General features: G+C 73.6%; 16 protein-coding genes. 9 read left to right on the top strand and 7 right to left on the bottom strand.

What is annotated here, in order from left to right; translation table 11 throughout:
- Nucleotides 1-105: 105 nt before the first annotated feature.
- Both ADL15_RS46025 and ADL15_RS46020 read left to right on the top strand, forming a co-directional pair.
- Entirely contained in the window at nucleotides 106-396 is a 291-nt protein-coding gene (locus ADL15_RS46025) for a hypothetical protein (protein WP_157442015.1), read from the top strand.
- Nucleotides 397-472: 76 nt separating this feature from the next.
- Complete coding sequence (locus ADL15_RS46020; RefSeq protein WP_067706175.1) at nucleotides 473-1,849, top strand: MFS transporter; 1,377 nt, start codon at nucleotides 473-475, stop codon at nucleotides 1,847-1,849.
- A gap of 4 nt (nucleotides 1,850-1,853) precedes the next feature.
- Here ADL15_RS46020 and ADL15_RS46015 read toward each other — a convergent pair whose 3' ends face one another.
- A complete protein-coding gene (locus tag ADL15_RS46015) occupies nucleotides 1,854-2,720 on the bottom strand; it encodes a universal stress protein (protein WP_067706173.1) in 867 nt (288 codons plus the stop codon).
- Between the two features lie 67 nt (nucleotides 2,721-2,787).
- Nucleotides 2,788-3,300, bottom strand: coding sequence for a nitroreductase/quinone reductase family protein (locus tag ADL15_RS46010; protein WP_067706386.1), 513 nt, complete (start codon nucleotides 3,298-3,300; stop codon nucleotides 2,788-2,790).
- Nucleotides 3,301-3,561: 261 nt separating this feature from the next.
- Between ADL15_RS46010 and ADL15_RS46005 the strand changes: the two genes are divergently transcribed.
- The gene (locus ADL15_RS46005; protein WP_067706171.1) at nucleotides 3,562-4,797 is read left to right on the top strand and encodes an ABC transporter ATP-binding protein; all 1,236 of its coding nucleotides are present in this window, start codon (nucleotides 3,562-3,564) and stop codon (nucleotides 4,795-4,797) included.
- A gap of 76 nt (nucleotides 4,798-4,873) precedes the next feature.
- On the opposite strand, the gene ADL15_RS46000 is transcribed toward ADL15_RS46005, so the two are convergent.
- The gene (locus ADL15_RS46000) at nucleotides 4,874-6,307 is read right to left on the bottom strand and encodes a DUF4389 domain-containing protein (RefSeq protein ID WP_067706169.1); all 1,434 of its coding nucleotides are present in this window, start codon (nucleotides 6,305-6,307) and stop codon (nucleotides 4,874-4,876) included.
- A gap of 202 nt (nucleotides 6,308-6,509) precedes the next feature.
- On the opposite strand from ADL15_RS46000, the gene ADL15_RS45995 reads away from it, so the two are divergent.
- Complete coding sequence (locus ADL15_RS45995; RefSeq protein ID WP_083972557.1) at nucleotides 6,510-7,514, top strand: Acg family FMN-binding oxidoreductase; 1,005 nt, start codon at nucleotides 6,510-6,512, stop codon at nucleotides 7,512-7,514.
- A gap of 6 nt (nucleotides 7,515-7,520) precedes the next feature.
- On the opposite strand, the gene ADL15_RS45990 is transcribed toward ADL15_RS45995, so the two are convergent.
- Genes ADL15_RS45990 through ADL15_RS45980 form a run of 3 tightly spaced genes read right to left on the bottom strand, consistent with a single transcriptional unit; the run spans nucleotide 7,521 to nucleotide 11,323 of the window.
- Nucleotides 7,521-8,837, bottom strand: a complete 1,317-nt coding sequence (locus ADL15_RS45990; protein WP_067706167.1) for a serine/threonine-protein kinase — start codon at nucleotides 8,835-8,837, stop codon at nucleotides 7,521-7,523.
- Between the two features lie 18 nt (nucleotides 8,838-8,855).
- Entirely contained in the window at nucleotides 8,856-11,033 is a 2,178-nt protein-coding gene (locus tag ADL15_RS45985; RefSeq protein ID WP_083972556.1) for a bifunctional polysaccharide deacetylase/glycosyltransferase family 2 protein, read from the bottom strand.
- The gene (locus ADL15_RS45980; RefSeq protein ID WP_157442014.1) at nucleotides 11,030-11,323 is read right to left on the bottom strand and encodes a hypothetical protein; all 294 of its coding nucleotides are present in this window, start codon (nucleotides 11,321-11,323) and stop codon (nucleotides 11,030-11,032) included. The genes ADL15_RS45985 and ADL15_RS45980 overlap by 4 nt, the downstream gene beginning before the upstream one ends.
- 194 nt (nucleotides 11,324-11,517) lie before the next feature.
- Between ADL15_RS45980 and ADL15_RS45975 the strand changes: the two genes are divergently transcribed.
- Entirely contained in the window at nucleotides 11,518-12,399 is an 882-nt protein-coding gene (locus tag ADL15_RS45975) for a universal stress protein (protein ID WP_067706377.1), read from the top strand.
- Nucleotides 12,400-12,456: 57 nt separating this feature from the next.
- Here ADL15_RS45975 and ADL15_RS45970 read toward each other — a convergent pair whose 3' ends face one another.
- Nucleotides 12,457-13,665, bottom strand: coding sequence for a hydroxymethylglutaryl-CoA reductase (locus tag ADL15_RS45970; RefSeq protein ID WP_067706163.1), 1,209 nt, complete (start codon nucleotides 13,663-13,665; stop codon nucleotides 12,457-12,459).
- Nucleotides 13,666-13,928: 263 nt separating this feature from the next.
- Here ADL15_RS45970 and ADL15_RS45965 point away from each other — a divergent pair, with 263 nt between their 5' ends.
- From ADL15_RS45965 to ADL15_RS45950, 4 genes are read left to right on the top strand one after another with little or no spacing between them, the layout of a single operon-like run.
- On the top strand, nucleotides 13,929-15,065 hold the full coding sequence (locus tag ADL15_RS45965) for a 4Fe-4S dicluster domain-containing protein (RefSeq protein WP_067706161.1): 1,137 nt from the start codon (nucleotides 13,929-13,931) through the stop codon (nucleotides 15,063-15,065).
- On the top strand, nucleotides 15,062-15,907 hold the full coding sequence (locus ADL15_RS45960; RefSeq protein WP_067706159.1) for an FAD/NAD(P)-binding protein: 846 nt from the start codon (nucleotides 15,062-15,064) through the stop codon (nucleotides 15,905-15,907). Before ADL15_RS45965 ends, ADL15_RS45960 begins: the two co-directional genes overlap by 4 nt.
- Nucleotides 15,907-16,683: an NADH-quinone oxidoreductase subunit B family protein gene (locus tag ADL15_RS45955; RefSeq protein WP_198171295.1), complete on the top strand. Its 777-nt coding sequence runs from the start codon at nucleotides 15,907-15,909 to the stop codon at nucleotides 16,681-16,683. Before ADL15_RS45960 ends, ADL15_RS45955 begins: the two co-directional genes overlap by 1 nt.
- A complete protein-coding gene (locus ADL15_RS45950) occupies nucleotides 16,680-17,978 on the top strand; it encodes a Ni/Fe hydrogenase subunit alpha (protein WP_067706157.1) in 1,299 nt (432 codons plus the stop codon). The genes ADL15_RS45955 and ADL15_RS45950 overlap by 4 nt, the downstream gene beginning before the upstream one ends.

Here is a 17,978-nt window from a genome sequence, read left to right as displayed (position 1 = left end):
GACCGCCCCCGGGGTCCGGGTGGGTCGGCTCCGCGGACCGGGACCTTCGTCCCTGCTGATCGAGACGGCTCGCGTACCAGTGTGGGCAGTACGGAGGTGATCCCCATGCTGTCACTGGTCATCGTCATCCTGAGCCTGTCGGCGCTCGCCTACTTCGCTGCGCGGCCCGCCTTCCGGGCAGCGAAGAACCGGAAGCCCGAGGTGGACGCCACCCCGCGGTCTGCCACCTCGGTACCGGAGCCGACGACACTGGAAGGTGCGTTGAGCGGGCAATTGATGCGCGGTGAGATCAGCCGCTCGCACTATCGCAGTGTGATGCAGCGGCTGGCCTCCCGCGATGATCAGGAGCATCCGTTCGTGGTGCCCGAAGCGGGCGATTCCGGCATCGCCGAGTGAGAACAGGTGCCGGGCCACCGGTGTTGGGGTCGTTCGGCACTGGGCCCGCCGCCGGCTCGGCGCGGATGGTGAAGAGGTGACCGCCACGGCGTCCCTGTCCCGGTCGGCGCTCGCCGAGGTCGTGCGCCTTCGGCCGTTCCGCCGGCTGTGGCTGGTGTTCGGGCTCTCGTCGCTCGGTGACTGGCTCGGACTGCTGGCGACGTCCTCGTTCGCGTCGGCACAGCTCAGCTCGCCGGCGGCGCAGGGGGCGGCCTTCGGTGGGGTGATCGTCGTGCAACTGCTGCCCTGGCTGCTGCTCGGCCCGCTCGCGGGGGTGCTGGCCGACCGGTACGACCGCCGGCACATCATGGTGTCGGTCGACGTGACGCGCTTCGCGCTGTTCGCCTCGATCCCGGCCGTGGCGGCGCTGACCGGTGAGCATGCGGTGGCGGTCGGCTGGGCGGCGGTCGCCTCCTTCACCGCCCAGGTCGGCGCGATGTTGTGGGCCCCGGCCAAGGAGGCGGCGGTGCCCAACCTGCTCCCGGCACGACGGTTGGAGACCGCCAACCAGTTGACCATCATCACCACGTACGGCGTCACACCGGTGCTGGCCGCGCTGGTGTTCGCCGGGACGTCCCGGCTGCCGGCCATCGGTGACGGCGGTGCGGCCGTCGCCGCCCTCTACTTCGACGCCTTGACGTTCCTGGCCTGCGCGGCCGTGGTCGGGTTCGGGGTCCGCGAGATCTCCGGGCGCGGCCGGGCGGCGCACGCCGAGGACTCGCGGGCGGCGATCAGGGCCGGCCTGGGCTACCTGGCTCGTACCCCGTTGTTGCGTGGCCTGGTGGTGGGGCTGCTCGGGGCGTTCGCCGGTGCGGGCATCGTGGTCGGCGCGGCGCGCTTCTACAGTCGATCCCTCGGTGGTGGTGACGCCACCTTCGGGCTGTTGTTCGGTGGCCTGTTCGTCGGGTTCGGCCTGGGCGTCCTGGTCGGTCCGCAGGTGGTGGGCCGGCTCTCGCGGTGCCGCGTGTTCGGTCTGTCCGTGCAACTGGCTGCGGTGGGTGTGGTGCTGCTGGCGGTCACCCCGTCCCCGGCCGTGGCGCTGCCCGAGGTCGCTCTGGTCGGTGCGGGCGCCGGCATGGCCTTCCTGTGCGGCATCACCCTGATCGGGGCAGAGGTGCCCGACGACGTCCGGGGCCGGGTGTTCAGCCTGATCCAGTCCATGACCCGAGTCGTGCTGCTGCTGACCGTCGCGGCCGCCGGCACGCTCGCTGGGCTGACCTCCGCCCTGCGGATGACCGTGGGGCCGGTGGACGTGCCCGTGGACGGCAGCCGGGCGCTGTATCTGCTCGCCGGATTCTGCGGCATGGCGGTCGGCCGGTTCGCGCTGCGGCGGATGGACGACCGGAGCGGCATTCCGTTGCCGCGGGATGTGTGGCACGCCGTGACGCGGCGAGCGGACCGGGAACGCCGGTAGCAGGTCAGCTGCGGGCGATCAGCACCGGGCAGTCGGCGTGGTGCAGCAGCTGCTGACCGACCGAGCCCAGCAGGGTCCCGGTCAGCGTGCCGTGGCCGCGGCTGCCGACCACCACCAGCTGAGCGTGGTGCGAGGCACCGACCAGCAGGCCCGCGGCCGTGCCGGTCGCGACCTGGAGTTCGACGTCGACGTCTGGGAACTCACTGCGGAGACCGGTCAGCAGTCTGTCGACCTCGTTGGTGTGCGACTTGGCCACCGCCTCTGGGTCGGGCGGCAGGATCGGTGCCATGCCGGGGGTGACCGGCGGCAACGGCTCGGCGTAGGCGTGCACGACGAGAACCGGCGCGCGTCGGCGGCGGGCGGCGGTGAAGGCGGCACGCAGGGCGGGCCGGCAGCCGGCGGAGCTGTCCACACCCAGCACGACGGGCCCGTCGATGGCCAGGGCCCGGCCACGCACCACCACGGTGGGGCACGGCGCGTGGGTGGACACCCGCTGGCTGACCGAGCCGAGCATCAAGCTGGTGAAGCCGCCACGACCGCGATGGCCGACCACGAGCAGAGCGGCATCCGTGGCCTGCTCGATCAGCACCGCGGCCGGGTCGCCGGGAACGGCCATGGTGTGCACGGTGACCCGGGGCGCCAACGTATTGATCATGCGGAGGGCGTCGGCCACGATGGTCTCCGCCAGGTCGGTGGCGTGTGTCAGGTCGCGGCGCGGCAGCCCTGGCGTGGCGGCCCAGGTCGGGTCGTAGGCGTTCAGGACGGTCAGCGTGGTGTCGCGGCGTTGTGCCTCCACGGCGGCCCAGCGGACGGCCGCGTCGGCCGGGGCGGAACCGTCGGTGCCGACGAGAACGGTTTCGGATGTGTCCATCACGGGTCCCCTCCTCGGTCCTGCCCGGGCCCCGGGTCACCGGCCCGCGGCTCACCTGTGGTCCAGATTAGGCCGATGGCGGCGGGCCGGGCAGGGTCGTTCGGTCCGGGCCGGGGGTCAACGGTTCCAGGACGACCACGGGGGTCTCCGACGGACGCAGCGCCGCGTACGCATCCAGATTCTTGTCGATCCTGCGCCAGCGCTCCCACAGCCGGGCCCGCTCGTCGCCGGTCGCGACCCGGGCGATCACCCGTTGCCGGCCGTCCCGGGTGATCACGGTCGCCTCCGGGTCGGCCCGCAGGTTGAGCCACCAGGCGGGCGTACCGGCACCCCACCCGTTCATCGCCAGAGTGACCAGGTGAGCGTCGTCCTCGAGGTAACCGAGGATGACGCTGCGGGTCCGTCCGGTACGCCGCCCGGTGGTGGACAACCGCAGCGCACCCCAGCCGCCGGCGCGCGGTCGCCACAGCCCCACCCGACCGTTGGTGGCCCGATACAGGCCACGGTGTGCCGACCACGCCACACGGATGAACCAGCGTGGCGGCAACCACGGCTTGCGGCCCCGGGACTCGATCGGCATCGCGACCTCCCGCACGACTTCCGACTGCGGTCATCCGTACCGGACGCTAGTCGGGCCCCGGGCCCGCCTGGCAGGGCCGGGGGACCGGTCGACGAGGAGTCGTTCGGCCCTGCCGCCGGACGGTCGACCGGGTTCCACCGGTGCGGGACCTATGTCCCGGGCCGGACCCGCCCGGCGCCTCTGGCCCGCCGGCGCCTCGCGCGCTGCACTGAGGTCGCAGGCCGGCTCAGTCGGCCGGCTGCCGGTATCCGAGGAGGCGGCATGTCCATCGTCCGGCTGGAACATCTCACGAAGACTTTCGGCGGCAGGACCGCGGCGGTCGACGATGTGAGCCTGAGCATCGACGACGGCGAGTTCCTGGTGCTGGTCGGACCGTCCGGTTGCGGTAAGTCGACGATCCTGCGCATGATCGCGGGGCTGGAGGAGGTGACCTCCGGTGACGTCCTGATCGACGGCGAGCCGGTCACCGCCTGGCCGCCCAAGCAACGCGACATCGCCATGGTGTTCCAGAACTACGCGCTCTACCCGCACATGACGGTGCAGGAGAACATGGCGTTCGCGCTGAAGCTGCGCCACGTCCCCGCCCCGCAGCTGACGACGCAGGTGGCGGACACCGCTCACCTGCTCGGACTGTCCGAGTTGCTGGACCGCAAACCCAAGGCGCTCTCCGGAGGCCAGCGGCAGCGGGTCGCCATGGGACGCGCACTGGTGCGTAAACCGCGGGTGTTCCTGCTCGACGAGCCGCTGTCCAACCTCGACGCCAAACTGCGGGTGTCGATGCGGGCCGAACTGGCCCGGTTGCACCAGCGTTACCGGATCACCACCGTGTACGTCACCCACGACCAGGTGGAGGCCATGACGCTCGGCGACCGGATCGCGGTGCTGGACCAGGGCCGGCTGCAGCAGGTCGGCAGTCCGGAGGAGCTCTACCTGGCGCCGGCGAACCGCTTCGTCGCCGGGTTCATGGGCTCGCCCAGCATGAACTTCGCCACCGTGCGCCTGCGCGGTGGGGAGCGGGTCACGGCCGCGCTGGACGGTCTCGAGCTGGAGATCCCGGACGCGGCGCGGCGCTATCCGGGCCTGGCCGAGCACCTCGGGTCGGCGGTGGTGCTGGGGCTGCGCCCGGCCGCGTTGTCGCTGGCCGGACCGGGCGACCCGGCGGTGATCGAGGTCGTACCGCTCGGTGTCGAGGCGCTCGGCGACGAGAAGCACGTGCTGTTCGAAGCACCCCGGGATGGGAGCCGGGACGAGCAGCGGCAGACCGGTGTCGTGCCGGTCGCGGTCGAGGACACCTCCGGTACCAGGCTGTGGACCGCCAAGGTCACGCAGCAGGCCGACCTGGCCATCGGCCGGCCGGTCCGGCTCGCGATCGACGTGAGCAAGGCGTATTTCTTCGACGCGACCAGCGGTCAGGCCATCGCGCAGGTGGGACCGGACGCGGCGACCGGGGCGGGTGCACCCGGACCGCGGACGGCGGACGCGGGGCTCGCGGTGTAGCGGCGGGTGGCGCGGCGGCCACCGAACAGCGGATCCGGCCCGGCGGTGAGCACCGCCGGGCCGGACACGTCGCCGGTCAGGAACCGGTCAGCACCGGCGGCACCGACGGTGTGGGCGGCTGCCCGGCCAGCGGGGGCGGGCTGTGCCGGCGGCCGAGGCCGACCCCGCCGAGAATGATGAGCGCCACCGCGAGCAGGAACAGCAGGACGCCGGCGATCAGCAGACCGGAGCCCAGCCCGGCCAGCCCGGGCACCTGGACCGCCCCGGTGACGTCCGCGGTGACCGCCGGGGAACCGTCCAGATTGGCGATGACGACGGCGTACCGGCCGTCGGTGACCGCCCACTGCAGGGTCGCGGTGCCCGCACCCGAGGACTGGGCCAGCCAGAAGGACTGGTCCACGGGCCCGGTGGCCGGCCGCAGCGGACCGGGGGCCCGCTCGTACCGGGCCCGGCCCGAGGTGAAACCGACCAGTTCGTCGTGCGCGGTTCCGGTGAGCCAGGTGTCGACCGCGGACTGCGGCGCGATGCCGACGAACAGGGCCCGCCCGGTCGGCGAGATCGCGGACACCCGGAGCCCGCCGACGTCGGCGGCCGTCCGGGTCCACACCCCGGCATCGGTGATGGTCAGGTTCTCCGCGGTGATGGCCGCGGTGCTGCTCTCGACCCGCAGTTCCGGGCTGGTCACATACCCGGCGCCGTCACGGGCGGCGTCGAGGCCGAGCAGCACACCGCCGCCGATCCCCAGCCCGATCCCCGGGGCGAGCATCAGGACCCCGACCACCAGGGCGATGACCGATCCGACCGCCGACGGGCGCGCCGGATGCACCGGCGGGTCCGCCGCGACCGGGGCGTCCGGCACCGGGTCGGGTTCGGTCGCGCCCTGATCCAGGCGCAGCGGCGGGTAACGAGGAGTGAGCAGCATCAGGTAGGCCGCCACGCGCAGACCCCACCGGGCCAGGCCGAGCAGCAGATCATGAAGGCCACGCGGGTAGCGTCCGGTGAACAGCAGGGCGACGGCACCGATCAGCACCACGGTCAGGGTGATGCTGAGCGGCGCGTACCAGTAGGCGTCACCGACACCGGCCGACCGGCTGGCCGCCCCGTTGAGCGCACCCAGAATGAACAGGTGCGGCATGGCGAACAGCCAGGCCACCAGCGGCAACCAGCGCGGGATCCGTTCCGGCGGGTCCAGCCGCAGCCGGGCCGGGTAGTCCGGGACGTCGGCGAGGGTGAACGGCGGATAGACGTCCGTGCCGAGCACCTCGTAGCCGTAGTAGCCGACCCGCCAGCTCCAGCGCAGCACCCCGAGGTTGTAGGCGCGGATCGACGCCGGATAGCGGCCGGTGAACAGCACGGCCAGGTAGGCCGCCAGGGTGAGCACCACCACGCCGGTCCAGAGGACCAGCAGCACGACGAAGTGCGGGATCAGCAAGAGCCACTTGATCAGCCAGAGCCCACGGCTGAGGGGTTCGTCGCGTCGCGCCTCAACCTGTAGTGGATAGCGGTCCATGACACCTCCCTTTTCCCCTCAGCACACCGCTGGTCCCGACGGCCGGGCAGGGCCGAAAGTCCCGGCTCGCGCGCACCGGGAGGTCCTCCGGCCCTGCCCGAGCCACCGGGACCGACCTAGCGTGGTGACATCGGGACCGTGTCTCGAGGTGCACGTCCGTCGAGCCGGCCACCGCTGGGCGGCGGCCGCGAAAGGAGGGGCGATGACCATGTCTGTCCCGCCGGCGCGGGGAATCCTCACCGAATGCGTCCGGGTCGCGACCGCCGCGCCGTCGCTGCACAACAGCCAGCCGTGGCTGTTCCGGATCGTCGGCGCGGCGATCGAGGTGTACGCCGACCCGAGCCGCCGCCTGCCGGTGGCGGATCCGGACGGCCGCGAACAAATGCTCAGCGTAGGCGCGGCCGTCTTCACCCTGCGGGTCGCCGTCCGGAGCGCCGGCTACGCCGTACGGGTGGAGGGTTTTCCGTCCGCCGAGAATCCGGCACTCGCCGCCCGGGTCACGGCCGTGCGCCCGACGCGCGCCGACCGTGACACCGAGACCCTCGCCGCCGCGATCCCGCACCGGCACACCAACCGCGCACCGTTCGCGAACGTTCCGGTGCCCCCGGAGCCGCTGCGGCAGATCCGCGCGGCGGCCCGCCGGGAGGGTGCGGCGCTGACCGTCGCGGACGCGCACGCCCGCGACGCCATCCTGGAGATGGCCCGCTCCGCTGATCGCCGGCTGAAGGCCCGGCCGGACTACCTGGCCGAACTCAGTCACTGGACGGGCAGCCAGGTGCGTCACGACGGCGTGCCGAGCTGGGCGGTGGGTCCGTGGGACGCGCTGGAGACGGTGCCGATCCGTGACTTCGGGCAGTTCGTGCCGGGACCGCGGACGAGCGAGCCGTTCGAGCCGCACCCGACGATCGTGGTGCTGGCCACCGACTCCGACACACCCCGTGACTGGCTGCGCGCCGGCCAGGCGCTGCAGCGGGTGTTGCTCACCGCGACTTGGCTGGGGCTGGCGACCACTCCGATCAGCCAGCCGGTCGAGGTGCCGTCGGTGCGGCGGATGCTGACCACGCCGCCGGCCCGGGCACAGATGGTGCTGCGGATCGGGTACGGCCGGATGGCCGGGCGCACCCCGCGGCGGCCGCTCACCGAGGTGTTGCTCGCCGGTGACAATGTCACCGGCCGGGGCACCGGCGGCGTGGCGACCGCCCGGTGACCGGCGTTACGAGGACGCCGACGCCCGCGGGGACGCCGTGGGCTCACTGGTGGGCGTGGTCGTGCTCGGACGGGTGGATGGCGACGGGCCGGCCGAGGAGGGCGCGGCGGAGGCACTCGGCGACGGACTGGAGCCGGATGACGACGAGGGCGACGACGAGGGGGAAGGGGACGGCGGGGAGGGCGAGGAGGCCGGCGCCGACGGGTGCGTGCTCGGGTGACCGGGCGCCGGGCCACCACCACCGCCCGGTGCGGTCGAGACCGGTGCCGACGGCGTCGTGGAGATCGAGGTGCTGGGCCGCGGGGTGCTGGCCGGGAACCAGCCGAACGGGTCGGCGAGCGCGAGTGCGCCGCCCACGCCGAGCACCACCAGCACCGCCGTCAGGAGCGCGATCAGCACCGACCGGCGCCGGGACCGCTCCGCCGGCGGTTCGGCGGGGGGCGACGCACGGCCCGTACGCAAGGAGTCGATCCGGACCGTCGTCGCCGCCGTGGTAGCCGGCGCCGCGCCCACGGCGTGGTCGGCGGCCACGGCCATTGCCGCAGCCGACGGGAACCGGGCCGCCGGATCCTTGGCCATCGCGGTGCTGACCACGTCGCGCACCGGTGCCGGGACATCCGCCGGCAGCGGGGGCGGATCGTCCTCGAGGTGCTGCATCGCGATCGCTACCGGGTTGTCGCCGAGGAACGGCGGGTGGCCGGCCAGGCAGTGGTACGCCACCACGCCGAGCGCGTAAAGATCGGCGGCCGGCCCCACGGAACGCTTGGCGACCTGCTCGGGCGAGATGTAGACGGCCGTGCCCACCACCTCGTTCACGCCGGTCAGCGCCGCGGAGCGAGCCGACCGGGCGACACCGAAGTCGACCAGGACGACGGTGCCGTCCGGAGCGATGATCAGGTTGGCGGGTTTGACGTCGCGGTGCACGATGCCGGCGTCGTGGGCGGCCTGCAGCGCGCGGGCGACCTGCGCGACGATCGACATGGTCTCGGCCGGGCCGAGCCGGCCCTGTGCGGCGATCCGCCGGTCCAGCGGTTCACCCTGCACCCGGGCCATGACCAGGTAGGCGTCGTCACCTCGGCCCCCGCCGAAGTCGTACACGTCGGCGATGCCGGGGTCGTGCAGGGCGGCCATGGCCCGGGCCTCGTGCTGGAACCGGCTCTGGAACTGCGGATCGACCGCCCGGTCGGCGTGCAGCGTCTTGACCGCGACCGCGCGGTTCAGCACCGTGTCGGTGGCGTCCCACACCTCGCCCATCCCGCCGGCGGCGATCCGGTCGTCCAGCCGGTAGCGGGCGCCGAGCAGCTCTCCAGTGCGGTGCGGCATCTCCGGCCTCCTCTCGATTCATCGGCCGGTGCCGGCCGGGACGGCCACGCCGCCGACGCGGCGCAGCTTCTGCCAGCGCTGCCTGCGCCCGGTCAGGGCGGTCAGCGCGGAGTGAATGAGCACCAGGTACATCAGCTGGCGGTAGGCGACCTGCTGCAGCGGCAGGGTCCACAGCGGGTGCAGCGGCTCGTGGTCGAGCCGGAACGCCACCACCGCGGTCACCGTCTGCACCGCGGTCATGGCGAGCCAGGCGAGCCCGGCCTCGCGGTGGCCGAGGACGGCGAAACCGTAGAGCGCCATGATGTCCAGCAGCGGTGCCAGCAGCGGCAGGAGCACGGTGAACAGGGCGATGAGGAGCAGGCCACGCCGCCCGAACCGCCCGGACCGGCCGGGTTCGACCACCGCACGCCGGTGCTTCCACAGCGCCTGCATGGTGCCGAAACTCCACCGGAAACGCTGCCGCCACAGCTGGCGCAGCCCAGTCGGCGCCTCGGTCCAGGCGCGTGCGACGTCCTCGAACACCACCCGCCACCCGGCGCGCTGCACGGCGATGGTGAGGTCGGTGTCCTCGGCCAAGGTGTCGACCGGCAGGCCACCCGCCTCGGTGAGCGCCCGCCGGCGGAACGCGCCGAGCGCGCCCGGGACCGTCGGGATGCAGCCGAGCCGGTCGTAGAGCCGCCGGTCCAGGTTGAAGCCGATCACGTACTCGATGTGCTGCCAGGTGCCGAGCAGGCCGTGCCGGTTGCCCACCTTGACGTTGCCGGAGACCGCGCCCACCGAGGGATCCGCGAACGGCTGGACCAGGCGGTGAACTGCGTCCGGCTCGACCAGGGTGTCCGCGTCCACCATCACGATCAGGTCGTGCCGGGCGAACGCCACACCGGCGTTGAGCGCGGCCGCCTTGCCGCCGGACGGGACCCGGATCACCCGCACGTTGCCCAGGCCCAGCCCGCGCACCACGTCACCGGTGGCGTCGGTCGAGGCGTCGTCCACGACGACCACCTCGACGCCGGGATGTGCCGACAACGCCAGGGACCGTACCGCCGGCCCGATCGTCGTCGCCTCGTTGAAGGCGGGCACCACGATCGAGACCGGGTCGGTGACCGGCCGGCCCCAGGACCAGGACGCCGAGCGGCGCCGGCGAGCCTGGCCCACGGCCAGCGGCAGCAGCAGCGCGGTACGGGCGAGGATCAGTGAGCCGGCGGCGAACAGCAGCACGTCGAGCAGCCGCAGGGTCAGGTCGGCGCTGCGGACCATGCCCACCAACGCCCACCCGCGCGCGGATTCCGCCGTCGTCGCGGCCGGGTTGGCCGGCGGCACGACGCCGGCCAGCGCCGCGGAGACCGTGGTGAACCGGTAGCCGCGTTCCCGCAGCCGGGGGATGAGCAGGTCCAGGGCGGCGACGGTCTGCGACCGGTCCCCGCCGGCGTCGTGCATCAGCACGATCGCGCCGGCACCGTCCTGCGGGGTGGCGTGGCGCAGGATCTCCGCCGTGCCGGGCCGGCGCCAGTCCTCGCTGTCCAGGTCGTTGAGCACGGTCCGGTAGCCCTGCCGCCCGGCCTCCCGCAATCCGGGCATGTCGGTGTCGGCGACCGCGTCGACCAGCGACGAGTACGGCGGGCGGTACAGCCGGGCCGAGCGTCCCGTCGTGTGCGCGACAGCCCCCAGCGTCGCCGACCTCTCCAGGCTCCGCAGCCAGGCCGGCAGGGTGGACTCCTTCGCGTGGGTGAAGGTGTGCACCCCGATCTCGTGGCCCTCGCCGACGATCCGGCGGGCCACCGCCGGGTTGCGGATCACCTGCGTACCGAGGACGAAGAAGGTCCCGGGCACCCGGTGCCGACGCAGGACGTCCAGGACCCGCGGGGTCCACACCGGATCGGGCCCGTCGTCGAAGGTCAGCACGATCGTCCGGGCCGGGAGCCGGTACGTCCGTGCCCGGGCGCCGGACAGATCGATCACCGGGCCACCGGTGTGGATCGCGGCCGGCACCGCGCCGAACGGCCGGACACCCTGCGGAGCGCTGTCCGGTGCGTACCCGCTGCGCAGGTAAGCCTCGACCGCCAGCAGGTTGCCGAACATCAGCAGCGACGCCAGCACCACCAGAGCGCCCAGCAGCGATCGCCGCCGCCGCAGCGCCGGGATGCTCCGGGTGGTCAGGTCCGGTTCGGCCGGGGGCGTGGCCTGGTAGACGCTCATCGGAACAGGCCCCCGGAGCCCGGCGCGCCGCCGAGCAGCTGACTCAGCCAGAAGCCGACGGCCAGCACGACGAGCAGGACCGCGACGGCGTACGACAGTCGCCGGAGCCGGCGGCGGCGCACCCCGCTCGGATCGGCGAAGACCGGTGGCGGCATCCCGTCGAGGGGCGCCACGTCGGTGCGTGCCCGCTCCAGCGGCGGCACCCGGCCGATCACCGGACCGGCGTGCACCCGTCCGGCGACCCGTCCCACCGCACGGGGCGCCGGTCCTGCTCGCCGTCGCCGAGCCATGCTTCGACGCTAAGCGCCCGGCCGTACGGCCGGAGGTTCCGAAAGTCCCGGTCCGCCTCGCGGAAGGACCCGCACCTACCACTCGGCCCGCTCGTCCGGAAGGGCAATCGGTCTCTGGCTCTGCCGGTCCCCGCTCGGCACCGTCGGAGGTGAACGGCCGGTTCAGGTGCACCGGCGCTCCGGAGGGGGAGATCGTGGACGGGTCGACCGGCGCCCGGGTGCTGCTCTGCTACGACGGCTCGGTAGCGGCCGGAGCCGCGATCGAGGTCGCGGCCCGGCTCCTGCCGCATGCCCGGGCCCACGTGGCGTTCGTGTGGGCCCCGCCGTTCGGCAGCGCGGCGTTGCGGCACCGGTTGTGGCACGGCACGAGCGAGATCAACGAGTTCGTGGCGGCCATCGAACGCGAGGGCAAGGCAGAGGCCACCCGGTTGGCCGCGGTGGGCGTCGCCCTGGCCGCCGCCTACGGATGGGCCGCCGAACCGCTGGTCCGGCGCACCTACGGCGGGGAGGGCCTGCAACTGGCCGAGATCGGCGGGGAGATCGGCGCGGACCTGATCGTGCTGGGCTCGCGCGGGCTCGGCGGGGCGCGAGCGGTCCTCGGCAGCGTCTCCGATCTCGTCGTCCACTACGCCCGGTGCCCCGTGCTGGTGGTTCCGCATCCCCTGCTGGAGGCGGAGCGCGCGGTCCTGGACGTCGGGCCGGTCGTGGTGGGCTGGGACGGCTCGCCCGGGGCGACGGCGGCCCGACAGATCAGCGCCCGGCTGTTCCCGGGGCGCCCGGTGGTGCCGGTCTTCGTCGCCGACGGCGACGAGCGTACCGCCCGGATGATCCCCGGCCTGGTGGAGGCGCACCATGCCGACGGTCACCTGGAACACGGGCGGTCGACGGCCGCGGCGCTGGCGGGCCAGGCACGTGCCCTCGACGCCGCGCTCGTCGCGGTGGGTTCCCGCGGGCGTTCGGCGGTGCGCGAGATCCTGCTCGGCAGCGTCGCCATGGCCATGCTGCATCACGTCCACCGGCCGGTGCTGGTGGTGCCGCACCGCGAGACGCCGGCGTCGCCCGGCACTCCGCCGTGACGCCGGCGTCGCCCGGCACTCCGCCGTGACGCTGACGTCGCCGGCACCTCGTCACTCTCACCGGCCGCTCGCGCCGGGACGGTTGCGGCCGAGCCGTTCGTGCGCGGCCACCCAGTCGCCGTGGATCACCGCCGCGGCCAGGGACACCTCACCGGCGAGCACGGTCGCGGCGCAGATCTCGGCGAGCTTGCCGGCGTTGCCCGGACCGGCGCAGCCGAGCAGGTCCAGGCAGGCGCGCTGGGTGGGCAGGCCGGTGCCACCACCGCAGGTGGCCACGATCAGCGCGGGCAGGGTGACCGACCAGTAGTAGTCACCGGAGTCCAGCAACTGGGTGTAGGTGAGCGAAGCGTGCGACTCGGCGACGTTCGCGGCGTCCTGCCCGGTGGCGATGAAGAGCGCGGCCAGGCCGTTCGCGGCGTGGGCCCCGTTGCCGGCCGCGCCGGCCAGCAGCGTCCCGGTCGCGCCGGCCTGCCGCCAGCGGAACAGCTCGGCGGTGTCGACCCCCATGGCGTCGTGCAGCGCGGCGCGGGAGAGCACCGCCTCGGCCACCACCCGCCGGCCGCGGGTCAGCAGAGTGTTGATCTGCGAGTGCTTCTTGTCGGTGTCGATGTTGCCGGACAGCAGGTATGCGGGGTGCGCCGGATGCGTCGCCGCGATCCACTGACAGGCCGCCGCGGCAGCCCGGCTGGTCAGGTTCTGCCCGGCCGCGTCCCCGGTGGTGAAGTTCAGGCGCAGGTAACGCAGCGGGCCGACCTGGAACTGGTCGATGTCGCGCAGCCGCCCGTGCCGGGTGGTGCCCTCGGCCACCCGCTTGATCTCGTCGAACCGCGCCGAGACCCAGGCGCCGAAATCGCGGGCCGCCGCGGCGGACGCGAACGAGAACACCGGGCCGCGCTGCATCGACTCCTCGACGACCGTCGTGCTGACGCCACCGCACGCGGTCAGCAGCCGCATGCCGCGGCTGTAGCTGGCCACCAGCGCGCCCTCCGTGGTCGCGAGCGGGATGAGGAAGTCGCCCCGGGCGTGTTCCCCGTGGATGCGGAGCGGCCCGGCGACGCCCAGCGGCACCTGCGCGACCCCGATGAAGTTCTCGATGTTGCCGCGGGCCGCCGCCGGATCGAATCCGGTGGTGACGCTGGACAGATCGGCCCCGGTGTACTCGGTGAGCATCGCGCGGCGGCGTCGCGCCATGGCCTCGGTGTGATCGTCGGCGGGGTCCCGGGGGATGTGCGGGCCGGTGCGCGCGGAGGAGTCGGTCGTCGACATGGTTATCACCTCGGACCATGCTGACCGGCCCCGCGGTGGCCGGGGCAGAGCCGGAGGTCCCGGCACGCCCGGCCGGTCGGCCCCGGGGCGCCGCCGCGGCGGTTCGACCCCGGAGCCGGGACCAAAGGCCCTGTCGGCGGCGATCGGGGGCGGGCCAGGCTGGACGCAGCGAAGGCAAGGTGTCGATCCTGTTCCGACGGGTCGTGGCGACCGGGACCTGACGGTGCGGCGCGACGGCCGGCGGCGTGGCTCGAGGAGGTGCCATGCGATCCGGTGACACAGCGGTGCTCATCGACGTGGCGGACCTGTCCGCGCTCTTCGGGGCCCTGCACCGTCGCGGCTATACGATCGTCGGCCCGATGGTCCGGGACGGGGCCGTCGTGGTCGCCGAACTCGGCGGCGCGCACGAGCTGCCGTACGGCTGGGGGGTCGACACCGAGGCCGGTCACTACCGGCTGTGGCGCCGCGCGGACGACGCGGCGTTCGCCCACTGTGCCGGGCCGCAGTCGTTCAAGGACGTCCTGCACCCGCCGCGCGCCCGGCTCTGGTCCGCCGATCGGGCCCCCGACGGTACGCCGGAGGTCGTCCCGGAGCCCCCGTCCGAGAAACGGTACGCGCTGTTCGGCGCCCGCCCGTGCGACCTCGCGGCGCTGGGCGTCCTGGACCGGGTACTGACCGGCGGTGACCACCCGGAGCCGGTCTACACCGGCCGCCGCGACGGCACGTTCGTGGTCGTGGTCGAGTGCACCGAGCCCGGCGCGACCTGCTTCTGCGCCTCGATGGGCACCGGCCCGCACGCCCGGGACGGCTTCGACCTGGCCCTGACCGAACTCGTCGATCCGGACCACCGTTTCCTGGTCAGGACCGGGTCACCGGCCGGTGCCGAGATCCTGGCGGAGGTGCCCACCCGCCCGGCGCCCGGGGAGACGGTGACCGCCGCGGCCGGTCTGGTGGACCGGGCGGCCGCCACGATGACCCGGCACATGCCGGATGAGCCGCTGCCACCGCTGATCGCCGCGAGCCGGGAGTCCCCGCACTGGGACGACGTCGCGTCGCGATGCCTGACCTGCGGCAACTGCACCATGGTGTGCCCCACCTGCTTCTGCACCACGACCGAGGAGGTCACCGATCTGACCGGTGACCACGTGGAACGCTGGCGGCACTGGGACTCCTGCTTCAGCGTCGACTTCTCCTATCTGCACGGCGGGGCGGTACGCACCAGCGGCCAGTCCCGGTACCGGCAGTGGATCAGCCACAAGCTCGGCACCTGGCCCGAGCAGTTCGGGATGTCCGGCTGCGTCGGCTGCGGGCGGTGCATCGCCTGGTGCCCGGCCGGCATTGACATTACCGCGGAGGCGGCCGCCCTGGCGGCGTCGCGGACCGGTCAGGAGCAGTCATGACCACCGGAACGGCGGGGTACGCGAGCACCGCGGTGAACCCGGCCGTCCCGGTGCCGTACCGGATCGTGGACCGCCGGGCCGACACCCACGACACGGTCACGATCGAGCTGGCCGCGGTCACCACGACGCTGCCGCCGTTCCAGCCCGGGCAGTTCGCCATGCTCACCGCGTACGGAATAGGGGATGTCCCGATCTCGCTGAGCGCACGCCGCGACGACCGCCTGGTCCACACGATCCGCGCCGTGGGCGCGGTGACCCGGGCCCTGCACGATGCCCGGCCCGGCGAGGTGGTCGGCGTCCGGGGCCCGTTCGGCACGACCTGGGACGTCGGCTCCGCCACCGGCCGGGACGTGATCGTGGTCGGTGGCGGGATCGGCCTGGCGCCGCTGCGCCCCGTGGTGGAGCACGTGCTGTCCCGGCCCGGGTCCTACCGGCGGGTGGCGGTCCTGGCCGGCGCCCGGTCGCCGGCCGAGTTGCTCTTCACCGACGATCTGCGCCGCTGGACGGGCCCGGCGCAGGTCGAGGTGATCGTGGACCGCCCGGACCAGGGCTGGGACGGGCCGGTCGGCCTGGTCACCTCGCTGATCCCGGAGGTCGACGTGGACCCGGCCGACGCGGTGGCGTTCGTCTGCGGGCCGGAGCCGATGATGCGGTTCACCGCCCGGGCGCTGGTCGGCCACGGTGTGCCGGCCGAGCAGATCCGGGTGTCGCTGGAACGTGGCATGCGCTGCGGCACCGGCTGGTGCGGGCACTGTCAGCTCGGCCCGCTGCTGATCTGCCGGGACGGACCGGTGGTGCCCTACCCGGTCGCCGAGCCACTGCTGAACGTACGGGAGCTGTGATGGACGTGTCGAAGCCGACCCTCGCGGTGTGGAAGCTCGCCTCCTGCGACGGCTGTCAGCTCACCCTGCTCGACTGCGAGGACGAGCTGCTCGCCGTGGCGGGGCGGGTGCGGATCGCGCACTTCCTGGAGGCGTCCCGCGAGGTGCTGCCGGGTCCGTACGACATCTCGCTGGTCGAGGGCTCGGTCACCACCGCGGCGGACGCCGGGCGGATCCGGGCGATCAGGGAACAGTCCCGGACCCTGATCACCCTCGGGGCGTGCGCGACCGCCGGCGGCATCCAGGCGCTGCGCAACCACGCCGACGTCGCCGAGTACACCTCGCTGGTGTACGCCCACCCCGAGTACATCGCCACGCTGGCCACCTCCACGCCGATCGCCGCGCACGTCGACGTCGACTACGAGCTGCACGGCTGCCCGATCGACCGGGGACAGCTGCTCGGGGTGATCTCGGCGCTGCTGGCCGGCCGCAAGCCCGACCTGCCCGCGCACAGCGTCTGCTTCGAGTGTAAACGCCGGCACCAGGTGTGCGTGGTCGTCGCGCGCGGCCTGCCCTGCCTCGGGCCGGTGACCCGGGCCGGCTGCGGTGCGATCTGCCCGGCGCAGCAGCGCGGCTGCTACGGCTGCTTCGGGCCGATGGAGACGCCCAACCTGGCCGCCGGGGCGGAGCTGCTGGGCGCCACCGGCATGGCCCCCGACGACGTCGACCGGCTGTACCGGCTCTTCAACACCACGGCGTTCGCCGACCTCCTCGACGCGGCGGGTGAGAAATCATGACGCACCGTTACGAGAGACTGGTCGAGGTGCAGGCGCTGGCCCGCGTCGAGGGTGAGGGCGCCATGCACGTCCGGGTCCGGGACGGCGCGGTCGAGGACGTCCGGTTGGAGATCTATGAGCCGCCGCGCTTCTTCGAGGCGTTCCTGCGCGGGCGCCGGCACACCGAGCCACCGGACATCACCGCCCGGATCTGCGGCATCTGCCCGGTGGCGTACCAGATGAGCGCGTGCGCGGCGATCGAGGACGCGTGCGCGACCACCGTCCACCCGGCCGTCGCCGACCTGCGCCGGCTGCTCTACTGCGGCGAGTGGATCGAGAGCCACACGCTGCACATCTACCTGCTGCACGCCCCGGACTTCCTCGGCTACGACAGCGCCATCGCGCTCGCGCAGGACCGCCGTGACCTGGTCGAGCGCGGCCTGGCGCTGAAGAAGGCCGGCAACGACCTGATCGAGCTGATCGGTGGCCGGGCGATCCACCCGGTCAACGTGCGGGTCGGCGGCTTCTACCGGACACCGGCGCCGGCCGAGTTCGGGCCGCTGCGGGAACAGCTGCGGCGGGCGCTGGACGAGGCGCTGGCGACCGTGGCCTGGGTGGCCGGGTTCGACTTCCCGGACTTCGAACACGACCACGAACTGCTCGCGCTGGTCGAGCCCGGCCGGTACGCGATCGGGTCGGGCCACGTCGCCACCTCCGGCGGGCGCTCGTTCGCCGTGCGGGACTTCGAGGACCACATCGTCGAGGAGCAGGTGCCGCATTCGACGGCGCTGCACGCCCGGCTGGCTGGCGCCGGCCGGTACCTGACCGGGCCCACCGCCCGGTACACCCTGAACCGGCGGTGGCTGACGCCGATGGCCCGGCAGGCCGCCGATGCCGCCGGGCTGGGGGAGCAGTGCCGCAACCCGTATCGCAGCATCGTGGTACGGGCGGTGGAGACGGTCTACGCGGTCGAGGAGGCGATCCGCCTGATCGACCGGTACGCCCCGCCGCCCGAGCCGGCCGTGCCGGTCCCGCCGCGCGCCGCCGTCGGCCGGGGCGCGACCGAGGCGCCCCGCGGCACCCTGTTCCACCGGTACGAACTGGACGCCGACGGCATCGTCCGGAGCGCCCGGATCGTCCCGCCCACCTCGCAGAACCAGGCCGCCATCGAGGACGATCTGGCCCGGTTCGTCGCCGGACGGCTCGACCTCGACGACGAGTCGCTCACCGCGCGGTGCGAGCAGGCGATCCGCAACTACGATCCGTGCATCTCCTGCGCGACCCACTTCCTCGACCTGCACCTGGACCGGGGCTGA

It is taken from the genome of Actinoplanes awajinensis subsp. mycoplanecinus, assembly GCF_001509495.1.
In the GTDB taxonomy this organism is placed as follows: domain Bacteria; phylum Actinomycetota; class Actinomycetes; order Mycobacteriales; family Micromonosporaceae; genus Actinoplanes; species Actinoplanes palleronii.
This window is presented reverse-complemented; position numbering and strand designations above follow the sequence as displayed.